At 44.2% G+C, this 24,120-nt stretch carries 25 protein-coding genes; 8 read left to right on the top strand and 17 right to left on the bottom strand.

The features are described 5' to 3' along the window. Positions 1-181 precede the first annotated feature (181 nt). Positions 182-913 (bottom strand): AraC family transcriptional regulator, encoded by a 732-nt coding sequence (locus QFZ78_RS20780; protein ID WP_307550434.1) that lies wholly within the window; start codon positions 911-913, stop codon positions 182-184. Between the two features lie 460 nt (positions 914-1,373). Then, complete coding sequence (locus tag QFZ78_RS20785; protein WP_307550436.1) at positions 1,374-1,628, bottom strand: hypothetical protein; 255 nt, start codon at positions 1,626-1,628, stop codon at positions 1,374-1,376. Between the two features lie 326 nt (positions 1,629-1,954). On the opposite strand from QFZ78_RS20785, the gene QFZ78_RS20790 reads away from it, so the two are divergent. Together QFZ78_RS20790 and QFZ78_RS20795 are read left to right on the top strand one after the other, a co-directional pair. Beyond that, positions 1,955-3,103, top strand: coding sequence for a low temperature requirement protein A (locus tag QFZ78_RS20790; protein WP_307550439.1), 1,149 nt, complete (start codon positions 1,955-1,957; stop codon positions 3,101-3,103). Between the two features lie 43 nt (positions 3,104-3,146). Beyond that, on the top strand, positions 3,147-3,842 hold the full coding sequence (locus QFZ78_RS20795; RefSeq protein ID WP_307550440.1) for a response regulator transcription factor: 696 nt from the start codon (positions 3,147-3,149) through the stop codon (positions 3,840-3,842). Positions 3,843-4,111: 269 nt separating this feature from the next. Here the strand turns inward: QFZ78_RS20795 and QFZ78_RS20800 are convergent, their stop codons facing one another. The 4 genes from QFZ78_RS20800 to QFZ78_RS20815 all read right to left on the bottom strand — a co-directional run bounded on the left by QFZ78_RS20800 (position 4,112) and on the right by QFZ78_RS20815 (position 8,401). Then, a complete protein-coding gene (locus tag QFZ78_RS20800; RefSeq protein ID WP_307550442.1) occupies positions 4,112-5,029 on the bottom strand; it encodes an AraC family transcriptional regulator in 918 nt (305 codons plus the stop codon). Positions 5,030-5,334: 305 nt separating this feature from the next. Then, positions 5,335-6,180: an oxidoreductase gene (locus QFZ78_RS20805; RefSeq protein ID WP_307550445.1), complete on the bottom strand. Its 846-nt coding sequence runs from the start codon at positions 6,178-6,180 to the stop codon at positions 5,335-5,337. 39 nt (positions 6,181-6,219) lie between these two features. Continuing rightward, positions 6,220-6,768, bottom strand: coding sequence for an NAD(P)H-dependent oxidoreductase (locus tag QFZ78_RS20810; protein WP_307550447.1), 549 nt, complete (start codon positions 6,766-6,768; stop codon positions 6,220-6,222). A gap of 730 nt (positions 6,769-7,498) precedes the next feature. Then, a complete protein-coding gene (locus QFZ78_RS20815; protein ID WP_307550449.1) occupies positions 7,499-8,401 on the bottom strand; it encodes a DMT family transporter in 903 nt (300 codons plus the stop codon). 964 nt (positions 8,402-9,365) lie between these two features. On the opposite strand from QFZ78_RS20815, the gene QFZ78_RS20820 reads away from it, so the two are divergent. From QFZ78_RS20820 to QFZ78_RS20840, 5 genes are all read left to right on the top strand, one after another. Then, entirely contained in the window at positions 9,366-9,998 is a 633-nt protein-coding gene (locus QFZ78_RS20820; protein ID WP_307437957.1) for an acetate uptake transporter family protein, read from the top strand. 238 nt (positions 9,999-10,236) lie between these two features. Then, the gene (locus QFZ78_RS20825; protein ID WP_307550451.1) at positions 10,237-10,626 is read left to right on the top strand and encodes a hypothetical protein; all 390 of its coding nucleotides are present in this window, start codon (positions 10,237-10,239) and stop codon (positions 10,624-10,626) included. Between the two features lie 421 nt (positions 10,627-11,047). After that, positions 11,048-11,449, top strand: coding sequence for a GlcG/HbpS family heme-binding protein (locus QFZ78_RS20830; protein WP_307437955.1), 402 nt, complete (start codon positions 11,048-11,050; stop codon positions 11,447-11,449). Between the two features lie 55 nt (positions 11,450-11,504). Beyond that, on the top strand, positions 11,505-12,311 hold the full coding sequence (locus tag QFZ78_RS20835; protein WP_307550453.1) for an SDR family oxidoreductase: 807 nt from the start codon (positions 11,505-11,507) through the stop codon (positions 12,309-12,311). 94 nt (positions 12,312-12,405) lie between these two features. After that, a complete protein-coding gene (locus QFZ78_RS20840; RefSeq protein WP_307550455.1) occupies positions 12,406-13,212 on the top strand; it encodes an SDR family oxidoreductase in 807 nt (268 codons plus the stop codon). Positions 13,213-14,007: 795 nt separating this feature from the next. On the opposite strand, the gene QFZ78_RS20845 is transcribed toward QFZ78_RS20840, so the two are convergent. From QFZ78_RS20845 to QFZ78_RS20865, 6 genes are all read right to left on the bottom strand, one after another. Beyond that, on the bottom strand, positions 14,008-14,340 hold the full coding sequence (locus QFZ78_RS20845; protein WP_307550457.1) for a hypothetical protein: 333 nt from the start codon (positions 14,338-14,340) through the stop codon (positions 14,008-14,010). Between the two features lie 105 nt (positions 14,341-14,445). Beyond that, positions 14,446-15,321, bottom strand: a complete 876-nt coding sequence (locus QFZ78_RS20850) for a LysR family transcriptional regulator (RefSeq protein WP_307550459.1) — start codon at positions 15,319-15,321, stop codon at positions 14,446-14,448. A gap of 144 nt (positions 15,322-15,465) precedes the next feature. After that, positions 15,466-15,810 carry a hypothetical protein gene (locus QFZ78_RS20855; protein WP_307550461.1) on the bottom strand — a complete coding sequence of 115 codons (345 nt, stop codon included), beginning with the start codon at positions 15,808-15,810 and terminating at the stop codon, positions 15,466-15,468. A 7-nt stretch (positions 15,811-15,817) separates the two neighbouring features. Beyond that, positions 15,818-16,699 (bottom strand): LysR family transcriptional regulator, encoded by an 882-nt coding sequence (locus QFZ78_RS20860; protein ID WP_307550463.1) that lies wholly within the window; start codon positions 16,697-16,699, stop codon positions 15,818-15,820. Between the two features lie 215 nt (positions 16,700-16,914). After that, positions 16,915-17,022 (bottom strand): hypothetical protein, encoded by a 108-nt coding sequence (locus QFZ78_RS38615; protein ID WP_373460320.1) that lies wholly within the window; start codon positions 17,020-17,022, stop codon positions 16,915-16,917. An 8-nt stretch (positions 17,023-17,030) separates the two neighbouring features. Beyond that, positions 17,031-17,213 carry a hypothetical protein gene (locus tag QFZ78_RS20865; RefSeq protein ID WP_307550465.1) on the bottom strand — a complete coding sequence of 61 codons (183 nt, stop codon included), beginning with the start codon at positions 17,211-17,213 and terminating at the stop codon, positions 17,031-17,033. 164 nt (positions 17,214-17,377) lie between these two features. Here QFZ78_RS20865 and QFZ78_RS38620 point away from each other — a divergent pair, with 164 nt between their 5' ends. After that, on the top strand, positions 17,378-17,494 hold the full coding sequence (locus QFZ78_RS38620) for an IS3 family transposase (protein WP_307437938.1): 117 nt from the start codon (positions 17,378-17,380) through the stop codon (positions 17,492-17,494). A 227-nt stretch (positions 17,495-17,721) separates the two neighbouring features. Here QFZ78_RS38620 and QFZ78_RS20870 read toward each other — a convergent pair whose 3' ends face one another. The 5 genes from QFZ78_RS20870 to cdaA all read right to left on the bottom strand — a co-directional run bounded on the left by QFZ78_RS20870 (position 17,722) and on the right by cdaA (position 24,018). Beyond that, positions 17,722-18,087 carry a helix-turn-helix domain-containing protein gene (locus tag QFZ78_RS20870; RefSeq protein ID WP_307550466.1) on the bottom strand — a complete coding sequence of 122 codons (366 nt, stop codon included), beginning with the start codon at positions 18,085-18,087 and terminating at the stop codon, positions 17,722-17,724. Positions 18,088-18,292: 205 nt separating this feature from the next. Further along, positions 18,293-20,122, bottom strand: coding sequence for a glutamine--fructose-6-phosphate transaminase (isomerizing) (glmS, locus tag QFZ78_RS20875; RefSeq protein WP_307550468.1), 1,830 nt, complete (start codon positions 20,120-20,122; stop codon positions 18,293-18,295). A 472-nt stretch (positions 20,123-20,594) separates the two neighbouring features. Continuing rightward, positions 20,595-21,935, bottom strand: coding sequence for a phosphoglucosamine mutase (glmM, locus tag QFZ78_RS20880; protein ID WP_173193434.1), 1,341 nt, complete (start codon positions 21,933-21,935; stop codon positions 20,595-20,597). Positions 21,936-21,965: 30 nt separating this feature from the next. Next, positions 21,966-23,210, bottom strand: a complete 1,245-nt coding sequence (locus QFZ78_RS20885; protein WP_307550470.1) for a CdaR family protein — start codon at positions 23,208-23,210, stop codon at positions 21,966-21,968. After that, entirely contained in the window at positions 23,203-24,018 is an 816-nt protein-coding gene (gene cdaA, locus QFZ78_RS20890; RefSeq protein WP_307550472.1) for a diadenylate cyclase CdaA, read from the bottom strand. Before cdaA ends, QFZ78_RS20885 begins: the two co-directional genes overlap by 8 nt. Positions 24,019-24,120 lie beyond the last annotated feature (102 nt).

A 24,120-nucleotide genomic window follows, 5' to 3' on the forward strand; every position in this document is an offset into this window, starting at 1 on the left:
AATCCCATCCTTTTGATGATTATTGTTATTATGTCCTGCCGGCCGATAAGTTAACTATACTGAACTTTTGGAGCTTTCACTTCTCTGCAAAGTCCGAACTATTTGTTCATTTAGCTCATTTCTTGTTTTGTTACAATAGAATAAGCCCATGCGAATTGCATGAGCCTCTGATAGAAATCTATTATGTTAATCTTAGCGGTTTTTTAAGCAGTGATGGAGAAATACCAAATCTCTCCTTAAATACCTTTGAAAAGTGAGCTATATTTTCGAATCCCGTAGAAAAGCAGACATCAGTTACAGATAGTGAAGTATGAGTCAGCAGCTCTTTTGCCTTTTCCAATCTTCGATTACGTATGTAGTGTAAAGGAGAAGTATTATAAATTTCCTTAAACTCCCGCTTGAAGGTTGATAAGCTTCTCCCAGACAAATAGGCGAGATCATTTAAAGATAAGGGATTAAAAATGTTTTCTTCAATAACCTCCGTAATGCTTTTTCTTTCTTTCCGTTTCAGTTGCAAAAACTGAATTAAAAAATTTCCATCGGTGTCTGCCACATCAAATAGCAATTCAAGCAGTTTAATCTTGATAAGCCCATTTCTTACTTCCTCAGGTTGATTAAAATAAGGCTTTAGAGATTCAATATAACTAATAAGGCGGTCATTTACTGATTTAACCGATACTGGAACAAGAGCCTCGGGGTAGGAGGGCTTGAGATCGGCCATCTTGACAAACTCGTTAAGTAAATCATCCTTTAAAAAAAACATCATATAGTCGAGTAAATATTCCTCTTCCTTCTCCCCCGACTTCTCATACTCGACAGTGATTGACCTCTGCAAGAGAACCATTTCATTCTTCTTTACAGTGTATGACTGGTTCCCGTAGCGAACGGTGTACTTACCTTTGAGTACAAACAAAAACAAGTGGTCCTCAAGAAACATGGTTCCTGTGTTATTTTGCGTATGCGTACACGATTCTATGACAGATAACCCGTTCATTTTTAAAATACTTTGATTATATGGGGCAGTTGTCAATTCCAGAGGCGCCTTTACAACCTTACTGGACCTTATGAGCAATATGATTCCTCCTTTCTATTTAAGATTTTCAATTAATGTTCTAACAAATCTAAAACATGATACTTTACCGATATATCAATACCCGTAGGTCGGTAATAGCTGCCCCCATTAACGGATAACTATTGACGCGGCCTTGAATTCGTTACCAGCGATCCGGGTCTTAGTCTTTTCAAAGGATTACACTCTTACATACATTATAACCTAAAGCGATGGATTTACCCGTCACCGCCGAGCCGCAGAAATCGAATTTTAATATATTTCTCCACTATCCTCCCGTTAACTTATAACTTTATTTACTGTGCTAATATGTTTCATTCATTTGCTCGTAAGGAGCTTGCATTCGATCGTCCAAAGGCGGCAATTCGGCTTCCCCAAGCGTCAATAACACCACAAATAAAATAAGACGATCCTGAGAAAGATGATCAGGATCGTCTATTTTTCTTGAAATATTTTCAGGCTCGCCCAGGCGGCCGAAATCGCATTTCAAAAATTTTATTACCAAATTAATCAGGTAACCACTTTTTGATTTCCCGTATAAGGTCTTCCAATCCATCACGCGATGGTATTGCACCGCTCTAATGGAGAATTATAATGGTAAAGTTAATACAGATTGAGGATTTATTTGATACGGTCAGAAACGGAAATACCTAAATCCCCTTTCTTCTCATTTCCAGAGGAGCCGCAGCGCCAATTCCGTGATTTTTTCTGTTTTCCATACCTTTAGTTTAACTTTCCAACAATTTTGCAATGTTAATTTTCAGGCATGGGCTAAATGAACAATAAGTTAGAACTTTCTGGGAAAGTAAACTCCGTAAAAATTCGGTATAGTAAGCTTATCAATCGACAGGAACAAACAAAAATAATAACGGATGGTGACTCACTATGCATCAATTGCGGCGCGGAGACTCTGAAAAAGCTGATACGAAAACCAAAGTATCCTACCTTGAACTTTTCTTTGACTTGGTATTTGTTTTCACCATTACTCAGGTAACCCATTTAGTCATCGATACTCACTCCGTATTGGATGTGTTTAAAGCTTTAATGGTTCTGACCGTAACCTGGTGGATGTATAGCGGATATGCTTGGCTGGCAAATAATATTGGAACTGACCGATTGCTTTATAGGATGCTGATGTTTTGTGGTATGGCCGGTTTTCTTAGTATGGCCATTAGTATCCCATCTATTTTTGGGACGGGTGGAGTTCCGTTCGGCATCGCTTTTCTACTGGTTACGGTCATTCATATCCTTCTGTTCAGACGTTCACCACATGTAACATCGATCAAGGCAATTACATACTTGGCTCCTTTTAACCTTTCAGCAGCTCTTTTGGTTCTTGCCTCCGGAATATTGAATACCTGGTATACATGGAGCTGGTGGTTGACGGTTGCAGCTGTCTTGGTTATTCTGACCGCTTCGTTTAAAAATCAAGGCGATATTTTTGTTATTAACACTCGGCATTTTGTTGAAAGGCACAGCTTGATTGTGCTCATTGCGCTAGGCGAAACCATTCTGTCCATGGGTTTAGGTTCCAGCCATTTATATTTCAGTTTCAAGCTATTTGTGTCTATAGTTTTAGGATTGGCCATCGTCATCACTTTATGGTGGAGCTATTTTGACAAGGATACGATACTGGCTGAAGATTATATGTTGCAGGCATCACCTGAGAAACGTGCTCGACTAGCTATGCAGGCTTATTGGCATGCTCATTTAATTATGATATCTGGCATTGTCATCTCTGCTGCAGGTATCGAAGTAGCAATTAAACAACTTAACGGCGAATCTGTACACTCTTTTTCATGGTATTTAAATGGCGGCATTGCCTTATACCTTGTCGGAACCGCAATATTCAGAAGACTGGTTCGCATCGGACCAGCTGGAACGCGACTTGGTTCAGCCGCTCTATCTTTATTCATTCTTATGTTCAACGCCTTCAGTTGGATGGGAACTTTACAAATGATGACAATTCAGATTTTAGTGTTAGTAGGAATGATTGTAATCGAACAACACAAGTACAAAAAATTATCTAATTAAATCCTAAGATTACATAGTAAAGCCGGAGGAGGGTAGACAAATCATGAAGGTTTTGATCATTGATAATAATGTCATCTTTGCCGAAATGGTTCGAATGTATCTTGCCGAAGAAGACTTTACTGTTCAAACCGCTTCAACGGCTCGGGACGGGCTCAGGACATTTCATTCCTTTGTACCGGATGTTGTATTGCTCGACCTCTCGCTTCCGGATGTAGACGAGATTACGTTGTGTAAAACTTTGCGACAGCAAACGCAAACACCTATTATAGTTGTTTCTATCAATTCCAGAGCAAGTGAAATCATCAAGGCTTTTACTGCAGGGGCTGACGATTTCTTAACAAAACCCTTTAGTATGCAGGAATTGAAAGCAAGAATCATGATAGCGATCCGCAAATCAATACAGCCACCTTCTACGGAAAACAGTCCGGAAATTCCCGCAGATGAACATTTTCTGCAATTGCAATTGGACCCGGTTCGTCGGTATATCTCAGTCAATGGTGATATGGTTGAGACAACATTTTCAGAATTCGAACTCTTGAAGGTTTTTTATGAACATCCATATCGAGTATTTACACGCGATGAATTAATTACGATTATTCGAGGCATTAATTACCATGTTAATGATCGTTCCATCGACGTTCATATTACGAATCTACGGAGGAGGATCGAGATAGACCCCAAAAAGCCGAAATATATCCAAACGGTATGGGGTCTAGGCTATCGATTTGCGAAACCTTAAATTGCATCTTTACACCCTTAAAATTGCCCACAATCCTTGCAAAACTCTGCCATGTATGTGAGGTCTGATAATTTTCTTGCATGGATTCCAACGTGTTCTAGATTTCACCCCGAACGCGTTGGCTTAAGCCCTTTCGATCTTTCGGGACATTCATTTGGGAGAACGAAAGATTATCTTACAATGTATTGTCCAAGTGGGAAAGTTTGGAAGGTGGGGAGAACGGATAGTCCGTGATTGCCATCCGCTCCTTCTTCGTAAAAAGATTTGAATCAGATTTTAAGGGGAGACTTATGATTGGGCTTTTGCAGGGGGGGCTTGCATGTGGATGGAGCCACGCCAAACCTCTCTTTAAACACCTTGGAAAAATGAGCCACACTCTCAAATCCTGTCGAAAAACAAACATCCGTAACAGATAAAGAGGTGTGAAGCAGCATTTCTTTCGCGATATCCAACCGGCGATTACGGATCCAGCGTACAGGTGATGTTGTATAATAGATCGCTTGGAAATCTCGTTTAAAAGCTGATAAACTTCTGCCTGATAAGTAAGCAAGATCATTTAGCGAGACAGGGTTGGTTAGATTCTGCTCCACAACCTCCGTTATGCTCTTCCTCTCTGAACGCTTGAGCTGTAAAAACTGGAATATAAACTGTTCGTCAGCATCCGCAACATCAAACAATAATTCCAACAATTTTACTTTAATTAATCCCTCCCTAATGTTATCGGTTTCCTTGAAATACGGTTTCAACGAATAGATATATTTAATTAATCGTTCATTGACCGCTTTGACAGATACCGGTACTAACGCTGATGGATAGTTACTTTCGAGATATGCCATATTGATAAATTCAGTGAGGAGCTCTTCTTTAAGAAAGAACATCATATAGTCCAAAACATAGTCAGAACCTTCTTCTCCCGATTTCTCATATTCAACCCTGATCGATTTCTGCAGTAAAACCATTTCATTCTTTCGTACGATATATTCCTGACTGCCGAATATTACCTTATAGGTTCCCTCTAGTACAAACAAAAGCAGATGATCCTCCAAAAACATGGTTCCCTTTAAACCTTTTGTAAAGGTACAAGACTCGACAACTGTAAGTCCTTTCATCTTCAAGATCCCTTGATTAAGCGGTTCTCTGGCCAGACCGTGAGGAACCTTTATTACTTTTTCGGCTCGCAAAAACAACTGTATTTCCTCCTTATTGTTCAACTGCTAGGAACAGCTCCATGGGAACAAGGACCATACTTACGAGTAGTTTGATCCTACCGCCTCCGCATTTATAAAATTCCACTCTACAAACAGTCATAATAAATGTGACCAGGATGATCATATTAATAAAGACCTATCGAATAAACCCTAGGCGAAAGCAGAATGAAAGGTACCAATCTTAAGCATCATCCACAGGTGAAGTTGCTCGGCGTATAACGATCGGAATTGAAAAACCGGAGTGCGAACGCCCCCGGTTCAATTGGATGTATTCGACTTAGAAATTAGACATCATCATGATCTGTGCCTGTAATAACGTCATGCCATGCCTGTATATCTTTTTCAAAATTAGCCGTCTTTTCCCGGTATCTTTGCAGCGAATCCTTGCCAAGCGGCAAGTGGACCGGCGGCTTCTCCGCGTTTGCAACCTGCACGATTGCCTTGGCCAACTTGACGGGATCGCCCGGTTGTTTCTTATTTGCTTGGGTAGCAAATTTTCTCATTTCTCCTACCGTTTCCGCATAATCCGGAATGATGTTACCTGACCGCGTTAGCGACGCAGCATCCAGAAATTCCGTACGAAAGAAGCCCGGGGCCACTACGGTCGCATGAATCCCAAGCGGGGCCAATTCCAATGCAAGTGACTCCGTCAATCCTTCAACAGCGAACTTCGTTGCACCATACACGCCCCATCCGATATAACCGCTCAATCCGCCAACTGACGAGAAATTGATGATATGTCCAGAACGTCTTTGACGCATATGGGGCAAGACCGCCCGGGTCACATTCAACAAGCCGAAAACGTTGGTTTCGAAGTTTCTCCTCACCTCTTCAGCAGTAGCTTCTTCAACGGCACTCAACAATCCAAATCCTGCATTATTGACAAGGACATCAATTTTGCCGAATTTCTGTACGGCTTGATTCGCAGCCGCTATCGCCTGTTGTTCATCGGTAATATCCAGAAGAACAACTTGAAGATTCTCCGGATTTCCTAATTTATCAGCTAAAGACTCTGCCGAACTCCGGACCGTTGCAATAACATTATCCCCGGTTTCCAATACAGCCTTCAGGATCTCAAAACCAATGCCTCTTGCTGCCCCGGTGATAAACCAAGCTTTTTGATTTGTCATATTGCCGCCTTCTTCCTTTGTCTTATTGGTTGTAGTACGTTATCTGCTTGGAAACCTAATAATCTCATCAGCAAGCAGATATTCTGCATATTGCCGAGAGCTCGAAACTAATTCTTCCTCGCTTTTATCATCGGTATCAAAGATCGTGAAAGGCATCAAGAATTCGGTTTCGATTAAATTACTCGTAGCATGGAAAGGACTAAGGAGCTCATGAATCGTATAAAGATCACCGCCTCCAGGCCGATAATCAATTTCCGAGCCACCCATAGAAATTGCCAACCCAAGTTCCTTCCCTCGCAGCTTTCCTCCTTTCGACGTATAGCCCCAACCGTAAGTCAGGACATCATCCAACCACTTCTTAAGAAGCGGAGGTGAACTATACCAATAGAACGGAAACTGGAAAATGATCCGATCATGCTTTTCAGCGAGTTCTTGTTCTCTTTGAACATCAATACACCAATCCGGATAGGATGCATATAAATCATGCACGGTAATCTTCTCCGAATACTTCTTTACTTCCTCCGTCCAAGCCTTGTTCACTCGAGATTTGCCCATATTAGGATGAGCGACTAGTACCAAAGTCTTCACGATTACCCCTCCTATTCTTGGAATTCGTATTTTTACTTCCTTCAGTATTTGCCTTGTACATATTGTTTATGAATTCCGGATGTATTAACTTTAACGTATATTTGGGCTTTCCGCTTTTCTGTAAGGTCCGATCTATTTGTTCATTTAGCTCATGCCCGTTTTTAGAAAAGAAAAATGCACCCACTAGAATTTCATCGGATAAACCAGGATGGTTACTCCAACGTCCATTCCAGGGGGTGCACTACTAGTAGGTTATATTCCCATTTCATCCTATGCGCCTTTTTTAATCAATTGCTAAGTCTTTTTTTCTAGAGCCGGAATAACCAACATACTATGTTTGCATTCAAGTTTTGAAGGTATGCAAGGGGATACCGCGGGAGTTGAGAAACCTATTGCTCCACGATGTTGTTAAGCCAAATAACCATATTCCATGAGTGATTGCTGAATTTCATCCAGCAATCTTTTTACCTCCAGGGATTGGGTTTTCAGACAGACGATTTAGTTCATTTGAAGAAACGTTGTGTAGGCAACATCGAAAGCTTTTGCTCGGGGAACTTCGATAACAAACACACTCCCTCCCAATTTTCTTTTGGTTATTGGGTTTATTGCACGACCAGCGTAATCTGCCCGTTAATTGAGAAACGGCAGCCGATCGTTTTGTCAGCTGCCGTTGTGTCTTAATTGTTTTCCGTTCGTTTTATCAAATGTATTATTGTTTCCCCGCCATTTATCACGCAACCATACGGGCTGCTTGCCGAGATGGCTGCCGGCTCACGAAATAGATGCTGAGCAGGATCAGAACGAGTCCCGCGAACAGCGAAACCGTAAACGGTTCGCTGAAGATAAGGCAGCCTGTGAGGATAGCCACAAGAGGGATCAGGAACGTAAACGACGCTACTTTGCTCGCCTCTCCGGAGCCAATCAACCGATAGAACACGAGCCAGCCCAAGGCGATGACGAAGACAGATATGAAAAACAGGCTCCCTATGAAGCCGGCGCTCCAAACCACGTCGGACCAGTTCTCGACGCAGGTACCGAGCACCGTCATGAATCCCCCCCCGATCAGCAGTTGAAGCGTCACGAGCCATATCGGATCCACGACGGCGCTAGATTTTTTGACGAACACGACGCCAAGCGCCCAGCTGAGCGCTGATCCCAAGGCAAGCAATATCCCCGCGACAGAGATATGGCCGGAGATACCTCCCGCGCCGCTGCATATGACGGCAACACCGGCAAATCCTAGAACGAGACCAATGATTTTTAGCCCGTTCATCGATTCGCCCAGCCACAACCACGAGAACAAACCGACCAGTACCGGCTGAAGAAAGACGATCGCCGAAAACAAGCCTGACGGCAGGTACCCTAGTCCGATCGTTTGCAAGCCGTAATACAGCACGACGTTGAGGATGGCGGAAACCGCATAGATGCGCCAAGTTCGCCTGAATTGCAGGTTCTTGAATCTCGGAATGGCAACCCCCAAAAGCAATAGTCCACCCAGCAGGGTTCGAATACCGGAAAACAGCACTGGCGGCATGTAAGCCAAAGCATATTTGGATAAGGGCCAGTTGACTCCCCAGACGATGACGAGGTATGCGATCAATAAAGCCGTTTGGACACCTGTTGATTTCTTCATGATGTAATTGTCCCCCTTACGAAACGAATAAAGTCAGCAATATATTTTCCATCCAATGAAGAGTGCAGAAGGCAAGGCTTTTGGAATTAAGGACATTAATGCAAAAGAGGCCAACATATTGTTGCATTTCAATAAATTAAAGGCTGCCGTTCAGGAAGAAATTATTGATTTTATAAAGTTGAAAATGAGTCGATATTAATAATTTAGTTATTTTTATATTGTTCTATCATCTCTCACTGCTCATAGGGATACTTTACTTAGGAGAACGTATGCTGACTGACAAGTTACGTCTACTTAAGCGTCCAAACTCAGCTAAAGGGACATGGGGCATTGTATTTGTGCCTTGTTCACTCGAGATTTGCCCATATTAGGATGAGCGACTAGTACCAAAGTCTTCACGATTACCCCTCCTATTTCGGAATTCATATTTTTACTTCCTTCCGTATTTGCCTTGTACATATATGAATTCCGGATGTATTAACTTTAACGTATATTTGGGCTTTTCGCTTTTCTGTAAGGTCCGATCTATTTGTTCATTTAGCTCATACCCGTTTTTAGAAAAGAAAAATGCACCCATTAAAAATTTCATCGGATAAACCAGGATGGTTACTCCAACGTCCATTCCAGGGGGTGCACTACCAGTAGATATGAGGTAATAATGTCCCTATTTATAAGTCTAAAAGTCAGTTTTTCAATATGGCTTTGTCTATAACAGCCATAGGAATTGCTTATGCAAAAACTTAATAAAACTTTTAAAGGGTATAGTTTTTTTTAAAGCATTGTATAGAAAACAGAATATTGTTTGTACAGTTAAATTTCATTAGACTGAGACAGCAGCACAGAATGTCCATTTTTATGGACCTGTTCAATCAAATATGGAAAGTTGGGATCTTTGAATGTTTGACGGCAAGACAGATCTACTATTGGCTGAAAACTCTGCAATTTAATTTTAGGAGGAAAAAGTATGCTGAATAATCAAACAAGTAAAGAATGGGCAAATCCTACACCCGCGGGTCTAGTGGCACTGGCAGTTGCCTGCGCATGTTTTTTCGCTTTGCTGACCGGTCGCGTGGAATCTTCTGCGCTGCCTCTTATCGCCTGTTGGCTGCTAGGCGGCTTTGTAGTACAGTTGATCGTCGGCATCTTGGATTTAAAGAGACAAAATGATACTGGAGGAAATACATTTCTATTTTTCAGTGCGTTCTTCATGTTGGTGGGTGGCCTGGAAATGTTGCTCAAATACGACGCGATAACAGCAGGTATACCTTTGGATTCTCGGATTGACGGTTATGCATGGTCGGTGTTGGCAATTATATTGTTGCTGTGGACGCCTGCATTTTTTAAATCATTCAGCCTGCTCTCTGTTATAGTAATATTACTGGATGTTGCCCTTCCGTTTATTGCACTGACTGATCTTGGTGTGCTGGCAAAAGGCTTTGAACAAATTTCTGCATGGGCGCTGCTTGCTTCAGGCGTTGTTGCAGTGTACCTCTGTTCAGCACAGGTTGTAAATCAGGCGTATGGTCGTGTAGTCTATCCATTGCCACGCTTAGCACGGGTAAAGATGCAGACGGTAACAGTAGCAGACCCCAAATAATACCTAAACAACGAGCCCACCATTTCCTGGTGGGCTCTCATCTTCTATGTCGCGGATTTACATGTTCTTACATAGCGGCCCTCCCCTGGGATGAAATTCTATAATTTACCATACCTCACTTACTCATCTCCTCAATCCTTTCAATTGTTTTAACAAGCTATATCCCAAATTATAAGTCTAAAAGTCAGTATTCTTACTAGTAATAAGGCTTTCTCTATAACAGCCATAGGAATTGCTTATGCAAAAACTTAATAAAACTTTTGAAACGTCTGACGGCAAGACAGATCTCCTTTTGGCTGAAAACTCTGCAATTATCCTTGCGCATCGCGGGCCTTTTCAGCGTACTCATCGCTATTTGACCAATTCCATAAACTTATGCGCTGTGGTGGAGAGCGGCATGTTGCCCATGATCATGAATCCTACCTGGGACGATGGCATGTTGCGTGGAGCTGAATTCCCGGGTCACGTACGAAACGCCGAGGCCCTTGCGCGCGAATTAGATCAACAGGTCGACGCTGCCGACCTCGATTTCGAACAATTCCGTGATGGCATCCGGACCCGGCTGTTCCGTGAGAACAGTAGATCGGGTACTGAAGAAGCTGCTCCATCGACATCACCACGCCTTTGAGCTCAGCGTAACGGGCTTTTATTACTTCCTCAAACAAACCTTATTCACTCGAGTATGTCCAAATTAGGATGAGCGACGAGTACCAATGTTTTCACGATAACCCCTCCCATTCTCGGAATTCTCTAAAGATTGATTCAGCCTAACTTGAACATTTCATTCTCAGTAATAATGAAAAAATATAGGCCACATAAATATGCCTCCTACCTTGAACTAATTCTATTAGTAAACAAAGTATCAAACAACATATAGGGAGTACTTATATTATTTAGTCGAACGGCCCTATAGCTTAAACAGATTGAATGTATAGAAAATATAGAATTGATCGATATATTTCGGTATTAGTATTATAAGACATGCGAGAGGCTTCATAACTAGTTATTTTGAATGCCATCGTAAAACTCTAAAAGGTAGGAGAATACAGATGATTACAGCAGATCAAGCCCGCAAGATCATCGCCGCCGGCGAGGCGCGGGCCACAGAAATAGGCGTTCCGGTCAATATTGCAGTCCTGGACGCTGGCGTGAACCTGAAGGCCTTTGGCCGGATGGACGGTGCCCTTCTGGGCTCCATCGACATCGCTCTCGGCAAGGCCCGGACAGCCGCGCTGTTCGGCATGCCCACCGAGGCTATCGGTGAATTTTCCAAACCCGGCGGCACCTCGCCCGGCCTGGAGCAGACCAATGGCGGTCTGGTGGTCTTCGCAGGAGGTCTCCCCCTGCTAGACACCAGCGGCATCCTGATCGGCGCAGTCGGCGTATCCGGTGGCGCAGTAGCTCAGGACCTCGACATCGCCCAAGCCGCGGCAGCGGCGCTCGGCAACTGAACACTAACCCAAGCAAACCATCAACCCATCTGAATGTGAAAGGAATGTATATATCATGACCACTAAAACCATCCTCATCACCGGCGCTGGCTCGGGCTTCGGCAAGGCAGCAGCCATCGGCATGGCCAAGAATGGCCACAACATCATCGCCACCGTCCACGTATCCTCGCAGGTGACCCCGCTGCGCGAGGAAGCCGCAGCACTCGGCCTTACCAACCTGCGCGTCGAGCGGCTCGACCTGACCGACCCTTATGATATCAAACAGGCGCAGTCCTGGGACTTCGACGTACTCTGGAACAATGCGGGCATGGGCGAAGCCGGCCCGGTCTGGGAAATCCCCGTCGATCTCGTCCGCAAGAATTACGAGGTCAACGTCTTCCTGCCACTGACCCTCACCCAGGGTGTTGTCCAGAAATGGGTTCGCGAGGGCAAGCGTGGCAAGGTCGTCTTCACTTCGTCCATGGGCGGCCTGTTCACCCCCGCCAACTGGGGCACCTATGTTTCGACCAAGCATGCGCTGGAGGCATTCGCCGAAGCCATGCAACAAGAGCTGACCCAGTATGGGATCAAGGTCCAGACCATCAATCCGGGCGCCTATTACACGGGTTATAACGAGACGATGGCGGACAATCCGTTCCGCTGGCTCGACGACCAGGTCAACTTCACAAAGCGCGCCGATCTGCGCAAAGGTTTCGACGATTTCTTCGCCACGCCTGAAGGCAAGATGGATGCGCAGGAGATGATCGATCGCATGATCGAAATCGTCCCCGCCGACGAAGGTAAGTTCCGAAACGTCGTCCCCCAGGTGGTCGAGGACATGCTGAAGGACCATCAGCTCGCCGCCTGGGAAAACCGGATCTGATCTCAACCTAGCCACCGAACGGGCGCCTCAAGTGGGTGCCACCAACCCAAGCACAACCATCAACCCATCTGAATGTGAAAGGAATGTATATATCATGACCACTAAAACCATCCTCATCACCGGCGCTGGCTCGGGCTTCGGCAAGGCAGCGGCCATCGGCATGGCCAAGAATGGCCACAACATCATCGCCACCGTCCACGTATCCTCGCAGGTGACCCCTCTGCGCGAGGAAGCCACAGCCCTCGGCCTTACCAACCTGCGCGTCGAGCGGCTCGACCTGACCGACCCTTATGATATCAAGCAGGCGCAGTCCTGGGACTTCGACGTACTCTGGAACAATGCGGGCACGGGCGAAGCCGGCCCGGTCTGGGAAATCCCCGTCGATCTCGTCCGCAAGAATTACGAGGTCAACGTCTTCCTGCCACTGACCCTCACCCAGGGCGTTGTCCAGAAATGGGTGCGCGAGGGCAAGCGTGGCAAGGTCGTCTTCACTTCGTCCATGGGCGGCCTGTTCACCCCCGCCAACTGGGGCACCTATGTTTCGACCAAGCATGCGCTGGAGGCATTCGCCGAAGCCATGCAACAAGAGCTGACCCAGTATGGGATCAAGGTCCAGACCATCAATCCGGGCGCCTATTACACGGGTTATAACGAGACGATGGCAGACAATCCGTTCCGCTGGCTCGACGACCAGGTCAACTTCACAAAGCGCGCCGATCTGCGCAAAGGTTTCGACGATTTCTTCGCCACGCCTGAAGGCAAGATGGATGCGCAGGAGATGATCGATCGCATGATCGACATCGTCCCCGCCGACGAAGGCAAGTTCCGAAACGTCGTCCCCCAGGTGGTCGAGGACATGCTGAAGGACCATCAGCTCGCCGCTTGGGAAAACCGAATCTGATCTCAACCTAGCCACCGAGCGGTGCCTCAAGTGGGTGCCGCCCGTTCTTGCCGCTTTCCATGCTCAAGACCTGCACTAGGGTTATCTACAACGCCGCACTGAGCGTCACCGCGACCGCGCTGGCCCTAATCGCGATCGAGTCCCGCTCCTCTTCCGATATCGAGAAACAAAACAAGACTTCTGTCGATAAACGATGTGGGGGTTGTTTCGTGAAGAGGGACGCTCGTTGGTTACACAAGCAGTAATGTCTCGAAGCAGGTTATGCTCCGGTTAACCATTCTCTAATTACGAGTGGGTGCTATGTTTAGAATAAATTTGAATTTGCTAGAATATCGCGTACATTGCATCGCATGACTAGGTAGGGCGGTGAGGCATTCACGGTTATACCTACGGATATAACGCAGGGGGACCGGGCTTGCCACTGAAGCAGCAGGGACGTAGCCGCGTATGTGTTTATGAAGAAAGCTTTTCCGATGTAAAGTGAAAATAACAGCCCCGTATTTTATTTACGGGGTTTTTTGTTGTTGATCGGTAACATGTTCGAACGTCAAAATGATTCTGTGTTTGAGATGATCAATTCTAATAAAAACCTATTGACTAGCCGAAACCTCTAAGCCTTCCATATAGTTCCGCAACATTGCTTATTATGCGAGACTTAATAGTTTTAACGACGGGTCACAGACTCAGGTGAACATCCGATCGGCCCTGGCTACTAAGAAATACACGACCAAGACAAAAATGGTCAACCAGTAAAAACCGGTTGACCTCATAATACGACGGAGAACGTTAGTTCAATTAACCGCCAACGCGATTTACCCATTCAACTCGTCTTGCCATACGCTGCTGATATTCGCTCGATAACAGGTCGGAGTGGCGGACGAACAAGCCTAAGCTGAACAGGCTGATGTCCTTGTTATTATTATCATGAATAAAGGAGAGCATATTCTCGGCCAGGCTGTTGTTCGACTTCACGCGCTCTTGGGAGAACCAGTGTTCCAGCGCTGCCAACGTATCGAGAGCTGCCTGATGCAGCTCCTCGTACGTGCGGCAGGATCGTAAAGGTAGGTCCAGCTGCTCCAGCTGCCCGAACAGCACCAGCGATTGGTCACCCGACCAGTCGATGATCATCGACAGCTAGTAGTTAGTCTTTTTTTCAATATGGGTTGAAGGGTAAATCGAAGAAAGAAGCGTTTAAGCTTCATAATTGCCCTATTTGCGATGGCCATAGTCTGCTTACTTTTTCGATTGTTCTAAAAAGAAATCGATACATGTTTGAACCGAAGGATTATTGTAATGATGCTTTTTAAAAATAAGCTTGATCTCACGAACAGGCGTTGGATCTACGAGTCGGATCATTTTTAATTGCTGACCAAAAAGGCTGCTTTCAATTAAATAAGCAGGTAAAATAGCTACCCCCATCTTATGCAGTACCATAAAAAGAAGAATTTCCGTGGAAGTTGACTTAAACTTTGATTGCAAAGATTTGGCGATCTTATGGCTTAATTTATGAAGTTGCTCGATTAAACTTATATCATTAACAAATAAGGCAGATTCTAAATCTTCTAGCTCGTGAAAAGAAATAACGGTTCGATCTGCCCATGGGTGATCCGCATAAACGACCAATGCTTGTTCTTCTTTATATAGGTGCATCATATGAATTTCTTTGTTTGGTTCATGTTTGTCGGTAATGCCAATATCGATACTACTATTCAATAATTGCTGTGATGTATCCTCTGCACTGGTAAAATTTAATGTGATATCAGGATACTGTTCATGGAATTCCAAAAAACGGGGTATTAAACAAAAAAAGGCCATAGGCGAGATGCCTATTAAAAGATTATTTGTTCGAGCATTGCGTAACTCGTAAGTTTCTTTCTTCGATTCTTCAATGAGCCTCATCATGAAAAGAGCTTTTTCGTAAAGTATTTCACCAGCAGCTGTAATCTTTACCCCTCTACCAACTCTCGCGAACAATGGAGTTCCAACTTCTCTCTCTAAAAATCGAATCTGTTGACTTAAATTAGATTGAGAGATCATTAAAACTTCTGCAGCCTTAGTAAAGCTTCCTTCTTTGCAAATTTGAACGTAACATTCTAGTTGCCTGAACACGAAAGATTTACCTCCTTTTCCCAATAGATCGTACTGTTTAATATGATCGTCCTGTACTTACATATGAATTCATCTCTTGAATGAATATGCGTGCAGCGGAATGATATACAGATTCTTTTGATCGAAATCCTTTACGGTATGTACCTAAACCAGCTCGCTGCGATCTTCGTTAAAGCGGGAGATGATCGTATTCAGCAGCTCTTCCGTCATGAAAAATTCCGATCGGAAAAAATCCAGGTTCCCGGTCCGATTATTCAAGATGACATAATTATCCGTATATTTGGTGACAGCGATCGCATGGCTCTGGCTAGAAGCTATCCCATTAATGCCGTTGACGAAACTGGAAACTTTGAGCTTCTCATAGTTGGTCAAATATTCGCCTAAATACTTCCGAGTGTACTCAGAAACGCCCAGCATCAAACCGATCTCTTGCGGAGACTGCAGACGGACGTCCGTATAATCGCTCAGCTGCCTCGTTTTAGCCGCCACATCTTCGTTAAACGCATTTCACCGCTTGGACATATGAATTCATCTCTTTAATGAATATACGTGCAGTAGACCTCATAGTAACGGATTTAAGATATACAAGAGATATATCCCAACAAGGAACATGGCCTTCTAATCTTACAATACGCAAAGAATCGTCCCTTAGACTTTCGAGCAAAGATGTTGGTATAAGAGCTGCTCCAAGTCCATGACGAACCCAATGAATCAATGCTGAAGTGGAGGACGTTTCTATTATCGACTTCAAGGTAAACCCACAAGAGAAACAATACATATCAATTAATGATTTGTTTTCTTTACGAAACATGACCGAATTCATTTGCTTCAAGGATCGAAAAGGAATCGAAGATTTATCGGCTAAAGGATGTTCTGAGTGAATCAATAGCGCCATATCTTGTCTATACAAATGAGTCGAAATGACCGAAGCATCAGAAATCGGATTTGCAGTGATTCCAATGTCTACCCTTTGCTCCAAAACTTTATTCTCTGCATCCTTTGCATCGATAATTTTTAATATAATATTCGGGTACTTCTCGCGAAATCTCATGAAATAAGGAGCAAGATATTCAAGTTCAGCAGGACAACATCCAATAGAAGTTGTTTCTCCAGATATATTGTTTCGGCCATATATTTCATTTCGCGCCTCTTCAAGAAGATTCATAATAGCGTTTCCCTTATTCAAGAGAATTTTTCCCGCTTCCGTTACTTCAACTCCCTTACTTACCCGATCAAACAATGGAATATTATACTCATCTTCCAAAACCCGAATTTGCTGACTTAGTGTAGGCTGAGTCACACCTAATTCTTCTTTAGCTTTGCTGAAACTTCCCGATTTGCATATTTGAATAAAATATTCAAGCTGGCGCAATTCCATAGTGTATCCCCCCGCTGCAAAGATATTTCAAACAAAAAATACTGCCTCATTGAGAGCAATGTGCACCCCTTAGAATTGACTTCACCTATATATTCGCCTGGCTGGCCGGTCCTATTCAAGAAATCTCAGCTTGGCCGGTTCGCTGTTTTTCGTGTGATTGCTGGACTTTGTAAACATTATAAGAAATAACACGTCATGTACCGCATCGGAATCGTTCAAATTTCCTCGATCACAGCCACATTTAATTGCAGATCTAGGGAGGATAGCCCGATGGCAACGATACTGCGATCGGTAAATCCTTCTTTGGAGATTCCTCCCGCCATTACGTACCCTATACATTGCGTATCCGGGAAGTGATGATGAAACGATGCACCGACACCTCTTCAAAATCGTAATGATCGGAATAGAAGAACAATATGAAATTCAGAGTTTGGTGCTTAAGCTGGAAGATCGTCTCCTCAGCCGCTTCGGCTGTTTCTGGTTGCCTGCTAATACTCTGAATAACCTTTAACAAGAGAGCAAATTCCAATCTGAGTTTGTCTTGATATCATCATTTTGATTCTATCGTAAACGATACCACGATCTGCTTGTCATTACTTTGTTGTAAAGTCCATTTTTGTTGTTCATTTCGTTGTCTCAGAGCATGTCCCTAGTTGGGCGGTGCATCGCTAACGGTCCATGGAATCTTTCTGGGGGACCCTAAAATGCGAGAAATACTATTTACACACGTACCATACCTTTGAGGAGCTCAAGCGGGACATTGAGGCCTATATCCGCTTTTACAACAACGAATGATTACAAGCGAAAAACGGCCTCAGCCCGATGGAAAACAGGACTAAGGCCGCTTAATTGATTTTATTTTTTGTACTGTCTACTTGAGAGGGTGCAGTTCATGCCCGGCTGCCGTCGTGAGTTTGGTATTAAGCTAATGTCTCCCGTTAAGCTTAAAGACAGTTCGTTATTCTACACTTAAAAAAAATAGTCCCGATGGCTGTAATAGCTCACCGGGACTAACTAAGTGTTCACGACTTAATATCAGATCTGATTTTACCTTTATTTAAAGAAATCTTTATTTTAATGATTTCATCGATTTCTTTTTGATCAAACCCATCTAACAACCTATAGTTAGAAATCATGCTTAACTCTCCTTCTGATAGAACAGAAGAAACATTAGATTTAATTAAATCATTCTCAATTATTATTAAATCATCTATATTACAATTAAATTGTTTCTTTATTGCTAATAAGGTATCAAAAGATGGATTGCAATTTCCTTGCTCAATCTCACTTAGATTCCCTTGAGAGATGCCTATTCTACTCGAAAACTCCACTTGATTCATATTATTTAATTTTCGTAATCTACGAATATTGGGACCAATATTTATCATGATTTCACATCCAATTAAATAATAGTGGCCCGAACATCTTATTGATCGGGCCACTTGAATGAAAGTTGTTAGTTTAAACAAGAAGTTATTATTGCGGTTCCACACTTTTGTTACCAGTTCCATACTTTTGTTACTGGTTCCACACTTTTGTTACTGGTTCCACACTTTTATTTCACCAGACAAGCAGTTTCAAAATAATTTAAACCTACTCCACCGTCACACTCTTCGCCAAATTACGAGGCTTATCAACATCATTACCACGCGCCAACGAAGCGTAATACGAAAGCAGCTGTAGCGGTATTACCGCCAACGCTGGTGATAGAACATCCAGCGTCTTCGGAATAACGAAGGTGCTGTCTACAGACTTCTGCAGCTCCAGCTCACCTTCTACGGCAATCCCAAGTACATTAGCGCCGCGCGCTTTCACTTCTTTGATATTGCTCACGGTTTTCTCAAGCAGCTCATGCTGAGTAGCCAACGCAATCACCGGAACACCATCCTCGATTAGCGCTAGTGTACCGTGCTTTAATTCACCTGCTGCATAAGCTTCTGAGTGAATGTAAGAAATCTCTTTCAGCTTCAAAGATCCTTCCATGGCCACAGCATAATCCAAGCCTCTTCCGATGAAGAAGAGATTATCATGTTTAGCCATCTCCTCAGCGACTGCTTTAATGGCTTCCGCTTGCGCCAAAATTTCTTCCACTTGAGCCGGCAGCTCTTTCAAGGCTGTGATAGCTTCTTTAATTTCATCAGATGTTTGCGTTCCTAGCGTTTGAGCTAGGTGCAAGCCGAGCAAATAGAAAGCAATTAACTGTGATGTATAACCCTTCGTAGATGCTACTGCAATTTCTAGTCCCGCCCAAGTTGTGATCACATCATCTGCTTCACGTGCTACTGAGCTTCCTACCACATTCGTAATAGCCAGAACATGCGCACCACAACGTTTAGCTTCACGAAGCGCAGCAAGCGTATCCGCAGTCTCACCAGACTGGCTAACTACGATGACAAGCGTATCTTTCGTAATAATCGGTGAACGATAACGATATTCAGAGGCAACATCCGTTTCCACCGGAATGCGCGCCAATTTCTCAATAACATACTTACCAACCATACCCGCATGAAAGGCTGTACCACAAGCAACAATATGAACACGGTTAATGTTGCGAATCGCATCAGCTGTAATCGTAAGCTCGTTCAACGTCACGCTAAGACCATCAGGGGAAATACGGCTGCCCATTGTGTCGCGGTAAGCTTTAGGTTGGTCATAGATTTCTTTCAACATAAAGTGATCAAATCCGGCTTTTTCAGCAGTTACAATATCCCAATCGACATGAAACATTTCCCTGGAAATAAAATTCCCCTCTAAAGTCATTAATTCGACACCGTCACGCGTCAAGAGCGCCATTTCGCCATCATTTAAAATAAACACATTTCGCGTATATTCAAGAATAGCAGGGATATCCGAACCAATGAAATTCTCGCCTTCGCCAATACCGATGATCAAAGGACTAGCCTGGCGCACAGCTACAAGGCGATCCGGTTCATATTCTGTCAGTACGCCTAGAGCAAATGCACCTGTCATATGCTTTACCGCTTTTTGGACAGCTTTTAGGATATCTCCTTCGTACAAATCAGCGATTAAGTGAGAAATAACTTCTGTGTCCGTTTCAGATACAAATTGATGACCTTTCGCAGTCAACTCTTCTTTGAGACTAATATAATTTTCGATAATGCCGTTGTGCACAACCGAAAATTTCATCGAATTATCCGTATGAGGATGAGAGTTCACATCCGAAGGCTTACCATGTGTTGCCCAACGCGTATGTCCGATTCCAACGCTTCCGTTCAGTGGAGTCTCATCCAGCTTGGATTCAAGATTAGCGATGCGGCCTTTTGCCTTCTTAATTTGTAAACCATCAGCCGTATACACAGCTACACCTGCAGAGTCATAGCCTCTATATTCGAGCTTTTTGAGCCCTTCCAATAAAATTTCTTGAGAATTACGCTTTCCAATATAACCAACAATTCCGCACATAGTAGTACCTCCATAGTTTTATAAGCCTCTTCTAAAAGGGCTATTTTTCAAAGATCCTGGTTCAACAAACAATTAGCTAGACAAGAAAAACGGCAAATCAAATAAACATATATAGGACGATCATTACGTTCATATTATTAATTAAATAGATGTTGGATACTTGTCAGCCTGGTCGCCCAAACGTTTTTGCTCTCCAACTTAACGGCACTCCTCATGCCGGAAGGTCCCCGCCGAATGTTTCGAACACCTTCACCTCGTCAACTCACTGCGCGTAGTAGTAGCAATCTCACTACATTTCCGTCCCGCTTGCGAGTTCTGGCGCTATTTGTTGCTTAATTAACCTCTATCCTGCCTTTCCTTCTTGAGTCAAATACATCATATTCATTTTAGCGCGAACGCGCAACTTCTTTTTTCTTGGAAAATCCCCCAATTAGCAATAAGCACGAAAGGGGGATCCACTTGTCTCTGCCTTTTATACTAATTGCTCTTGGATAACCTTAGCAATATCATGAACATAAGCTTCAACTTGCTCTTTGTCAGGACCTTCAGCCATAACACGAATTAACGATTCCGTTCCCGAAGGTCGCACCAGCACGCGGCCGTTATCTCCGAGTTCTTCCTCCACTTTTCGAATGGCTTCCTCAATCACAGCGTTGTCCTTGAGCTTGCTTTTATCCGCAACGCGAATATTAACCAACAGCTGCGGGAACTTACGCATAATTCCTTTTAACTCACTAAGCTTGCGCCCCGATTGGACAATGGTGTTCACCAGCTGTAAGGCCGTCAGAATCCCATCTCCGGTCGAGATGTAATCGAGGAAGATAACATGCCCCGACTGCTCTCCGCCTAAGTTATAACCGCCTTTACGCATCTCTTCCATCACGTAGCGATCGCCTACTGCGGTTTGCAGAGCTTTAAGACCCGCTTTTTCAATCCCTTTGAAAAAGCCAATGTTCGCCATCACCGTCGTCACAATCGTGCCGTGGTTCAGCTTCCCTGTGCGATTCAGCGCATCGCCCAGAATGCTAAGGATGAAGTCGCCGTCGACTTCTTCACCAGTCTCATCGATCGCGATCAGACGATCCGCGTCGCCGTCAAAAGCAAGACCAATGGCTGCGCCATGTTTCACCACTTCTGCGCGAAGCTTCTCAGGATGCGTGGAGCCGCAATGATCGTTGATATTGCGACCGTTCGGCTCAGCGCCGATGGTGATAACTTCCGCTCCTAGCTCGCGGAAGACCGTAGGAGCCAGCTCGAAGGCTGAGCCGTTCGCGCAGTCCAAAACGACCTTGTACCCGGCGAAAGACTCGGATACCGTCTCCTTCAAGAAAGCCAGATAGGCGAACTTCGCATCTGGCTCATCGGAAACCGTACCAATCTCGCCACCAACTGGGCGAGGTAATTCATCCACAGCCGCGTCAAGCAGCTGCTCAATTTCAAGCTCCGTCTCGTCTAGCAGTTTGAAGCCGTCGCCCCCAAAAAACTTAATCCCGTTATCCTCAACCGGATTATGCGAAGCCGAAATCATAACGCCTGCATCTGCTCCAAGCTTTTTCGTTAAATAAGCTACCGCCGGTGTGCTGACGACGCCGATGCGAATAACCTCAACGCCAATCGATAGCAAACCTGCTACGAGTGAAGCTTCCAACATTGGACCCGAGATCCGTGTATCTCTCCCGATAACGACCTTCGGATGCTTAGCCTGTCTCGTTAATACGTATCCGCCACAGCGGCCTACTTTATAAGCTAATTCTGGTGTCAGTTCGCCATTAGCGACTCCTCGCACACCATCTGTACCAAAATATTTCCCCATGTTTATATTCTCCTCTTTTTCTATAACCCATTATGGATTTGTTACTTTAGGTGCTTTCTCGCTGATTTCTACAGTTGCCTTGACTTCTTGCGGCATACCGAGCTTCACATAGGTAGGCAGATTTAATGTCACCTTCAGCTCATGCTTGCCTGGCGGCAAATTACTAACATCCAGGATCGCCTGTACATCCTGCACTTTCATTTGATCAATAAGTGCAGGAGCGCCCTCTACCGTAATGTTTAGCTGAGCCGTCTCCGGCAGTGTAACTTTGGTATCATAGCTTTCATTTTGACCAATAATCGTGATCGGTACATTTTCCAAAGCCTTCGTAATGGAAGGAACAATTTCCACGCGAACTGTAACTTTGGCAGGATCCAGTTGAGTTACTTTATTCCTCAAGGGAATGTCCAGTGCAAACTCCTTTGTTTCCTTGAGATCCTGAACACTCAGCTGCGGACCCTGATAAAACTCTAGGCGATCTACAACATCTTGTGTACCGTAGACGGTTACCTTGTCCGGATTTTGGGTAACCATCGCTATCGCGAATCCTTTCGGCGGCTCTCCACTAATCTTCATCTGCAGTGGTATGGTTTGGAACGGGCTCGTGATTGGCACTTCTACATCGACCACAGAAGGATTGATATTTAGTATGACTTCTTTGCCATCTTTATCAAAAGCTTGCAGTCTCACTTGCTTCGTAATTGCTGCCTGGGCCTTATCTACCGAGACCTCGCCGCGAACATTCTCGATCTGCTCTAGCTTGCTAGTCTGCGCTGTAATATACACCTTGGCTGGCTTTATAATCGGTTGTCCAGCTTTGAGACCGGCTGCCGGTGTTCCTTTGACATTAATGACGACTGGCACTTCTTTCATCTGCAGCTCTTCGATAATCACATGCACGGTTCTAGGAACAATTTGAACTTCCACGTCTGAAGGAAAACCAACTGGTTTAAGCGTAACTTGATGATCTCCCTTGCCCACTTGCGTCAAATCGAGTTCAATTTGATAGGAATTGCTGGTCGTCACTTTCTTAACCGATGATTCCTTCCCTTTCACAATAACCTGTACGTTGGCAGGAGTCATGGACGAAATGTGGTAATGAGTTTCATCATATTTTGTCGTAATAGCTACATTATTTATGGTTTCCTCCCGCTCGCGAAGAGGAGAATTTCCGGATAGATTGGTTTCTTCCATGTGAACAACAACCCATAGCAAAATACCGATAACAAGCGCAACAATCCGCACCACATTCGTATTGCGTAACCATTTATCCATTCGAACGCCCCCTCCATTTCAAGAAAGGGTTCTTCTCATTTGTTTTCGCCTTCGGCTTCAGTTCTTCGAACAATTTGGCAATCAAAGATTCCTCTTTAATGTCCCGTACGATATGACCATTTATTGTGAGCGAGATTTGCCCGGTCTCTTCCGAAACAATGATACACATCCCATCTGAAACCTCACTCATCCCAATGGCCGCACGATGCCGTGTACCAAGCTCTTTACTGATAAAGGGATTCTCAGACAAGGGTAAATAACAACCAGCAGCCATTAATTGGCCTTGTCGAATGATTACAGCGCCATCGTGAAGCGGCGTATTCGGTATGAAAATATTAATCAACAGTTCCGCGCTGATCTTACTCTCTATCGCAATACCGGACTCGACATAATCAGTTAGACCGGTCTCTTTCTCGAAAACAATCAAGGCCCCTATCTTTCTTTTGGCCAAATAATTCGCAGCACGTATCACTTCACTAATCCGCTTATTAACATCTTGATCTTCTTCCGTAGAAGATCGGCTGAATAGTTTCCCCCGGCCCAACTGCTCCAATGCCCGCCTTAGCTCCGGTTGAAAAATAATAATGACCCCAAGAACCCCGAACGTAAAGGTCTGGTTCATCATCCATTGCAGCGTACTGAGCTGAAACCAAATACTAAATACCCATGTAATGACGACAACAAGGATACCCTTCATAAGTTGAATAGCCCTTGTCCCTCGCACCAACAGGATTAGTTTATAAATCACATAGCTAACGATCAGAATATCAACGATATCCTTAGCCGAGATGCTCGTGAGTAAGTCCATTTATTATTCTCCCCCAGCGACTGAACACAATGATCTCTCTATAATAGAATCATAACATAAACCCAGATATACTTCTATTTTTCTCTCTTCACAAGACGTTAT

The organism is Paenibacillus sp. V4I5 (genome assembly GCF_030817255.1).
In the GTDB taxonomy this organism is placed as follows: domain Bacteria; phylum Bacillota; class Bacilli; order Paenibacillales; family NBRC-103111; genus Paenibacillus_E.

Coding starts and splice junctions, on each gene's coding strand:
- QFZ78_RS20815 (WP_307550449.1), bottom strand. CDS start 8,401: ATGAAGAAATCAACAGGTGTCCAAACGGCTTTATTGATCGCATACCTC.
- cdaA (WP_307550472.1), bottom strand. CDS start 24,018: ATGGACTTACTCACGAGCATCTCGGCTAAGGATATCGTTGATATTCTG.
- QFZ78_RS20830 (WP_307437955.1), top strand. CDS start 11,048: ATGATTACAGCAGATCAAGCCCGCAAGATCATCGCCGCCGGCGAGGCG.
- QFZ78_RS38620 (WP_307437938.1), top strand. CDS start 17,378: ATGGAATCTTTCTGGGGGACCCTAAAATGCGAGAAATACTATTTACAC.
- QFZ78_RS20825 (WP_307550451.1), top strand. CDS start 10,237: ATGCAAAAACTTAATAAAACTTTTGAAACGTCTGACGGCAAGACAGAT.
- QFZ78_RS38615 (WP_373460320.1), bottom strand. CDS start 17,022: ATGGCGGGAGGAATCTCCAAAGAAGGATTTACCGATCGCAGTATCGTT.
- QFZ78_RS20805 (WP_307550445.1), bottom strand. CDS start 6,180: ATGACAAATCAAAAAGCTTGGTTTATCACCGGGGCAGCAAGAGGCATT.
- QFZ78_RS20860 (WP_307550463.1), bottom strand. CDS start 16,699: ATGGAATTGCGCCAGCTTGAATATTTTATTCAAATATGCAAATCGGGA.
- QFZ78_RS20845 (WP_307550457.1), bottom strand. CDS start 14,340: ATGATCATCGACTGGTCGGGTGACCAATCGCTGGTGCTGTTCGGGCAG.
- QFZ78_RS20820 (WP_307437957.1), top strand. CDS start 9,366: ATGCTGAATAATCAAACAAGTAAAGAATGGGCAAATCCTACACCCGCG.
- QFZ78_RS20835 (WP_307550453.1), top strand. CDS start 11,505: ATGACCACTAAAACCATCCTCATCACCGGCGCTGGCTCGGGCTTCGGC.
- glmS (WP_307550468.1), bottom strand. CDS start 20,122: ATGTGCGGAATTGTTGGTTATATTGGAAAGCGTAATTCTCAAGAAATT.
- QFZ78_RS20870 (WP_307550466.1), bottom strand. CDS start 18,087: ATGATAAATATTGGTCCCAATATTCGTAGATTACGAAAATTAAATAAT.
- QFZ78_RS20795 (WP_307550440.1), top strand. CDS start 3,147: ATGAAGGTTTTGATCATTGATAATAATGTCATCTTTGCCGAAATGGTT.
- QFZ78_RS20840 (WP_307550455.1), top strand. CDS start 12,406: ATGACCACTAAAACCATCCTCATCACCGGCGCTGGCTCGGGCTTCGGC.
- QFZ78_RS20790 (WP_307550439.1), top strand. CDS start 1,955: ATGCATCAATTGCGGCGCGGAGACTCTGAAAAAGCTGATACGAAAACC.
- QFZ78_RS20885 (WP_307550470.1), bottom strand. CDS start 23,210: ATGGATAAATGGTTACGCAATACGAATGTGGTGCGGATTGTTGCGCTT.
- glmM (WP_173193434.1), bottom strand. CDS start 21,935: ATGGGGAAATATTTTGGTACAGATGGTGTGCGAGGAGTCGCTAATGGC.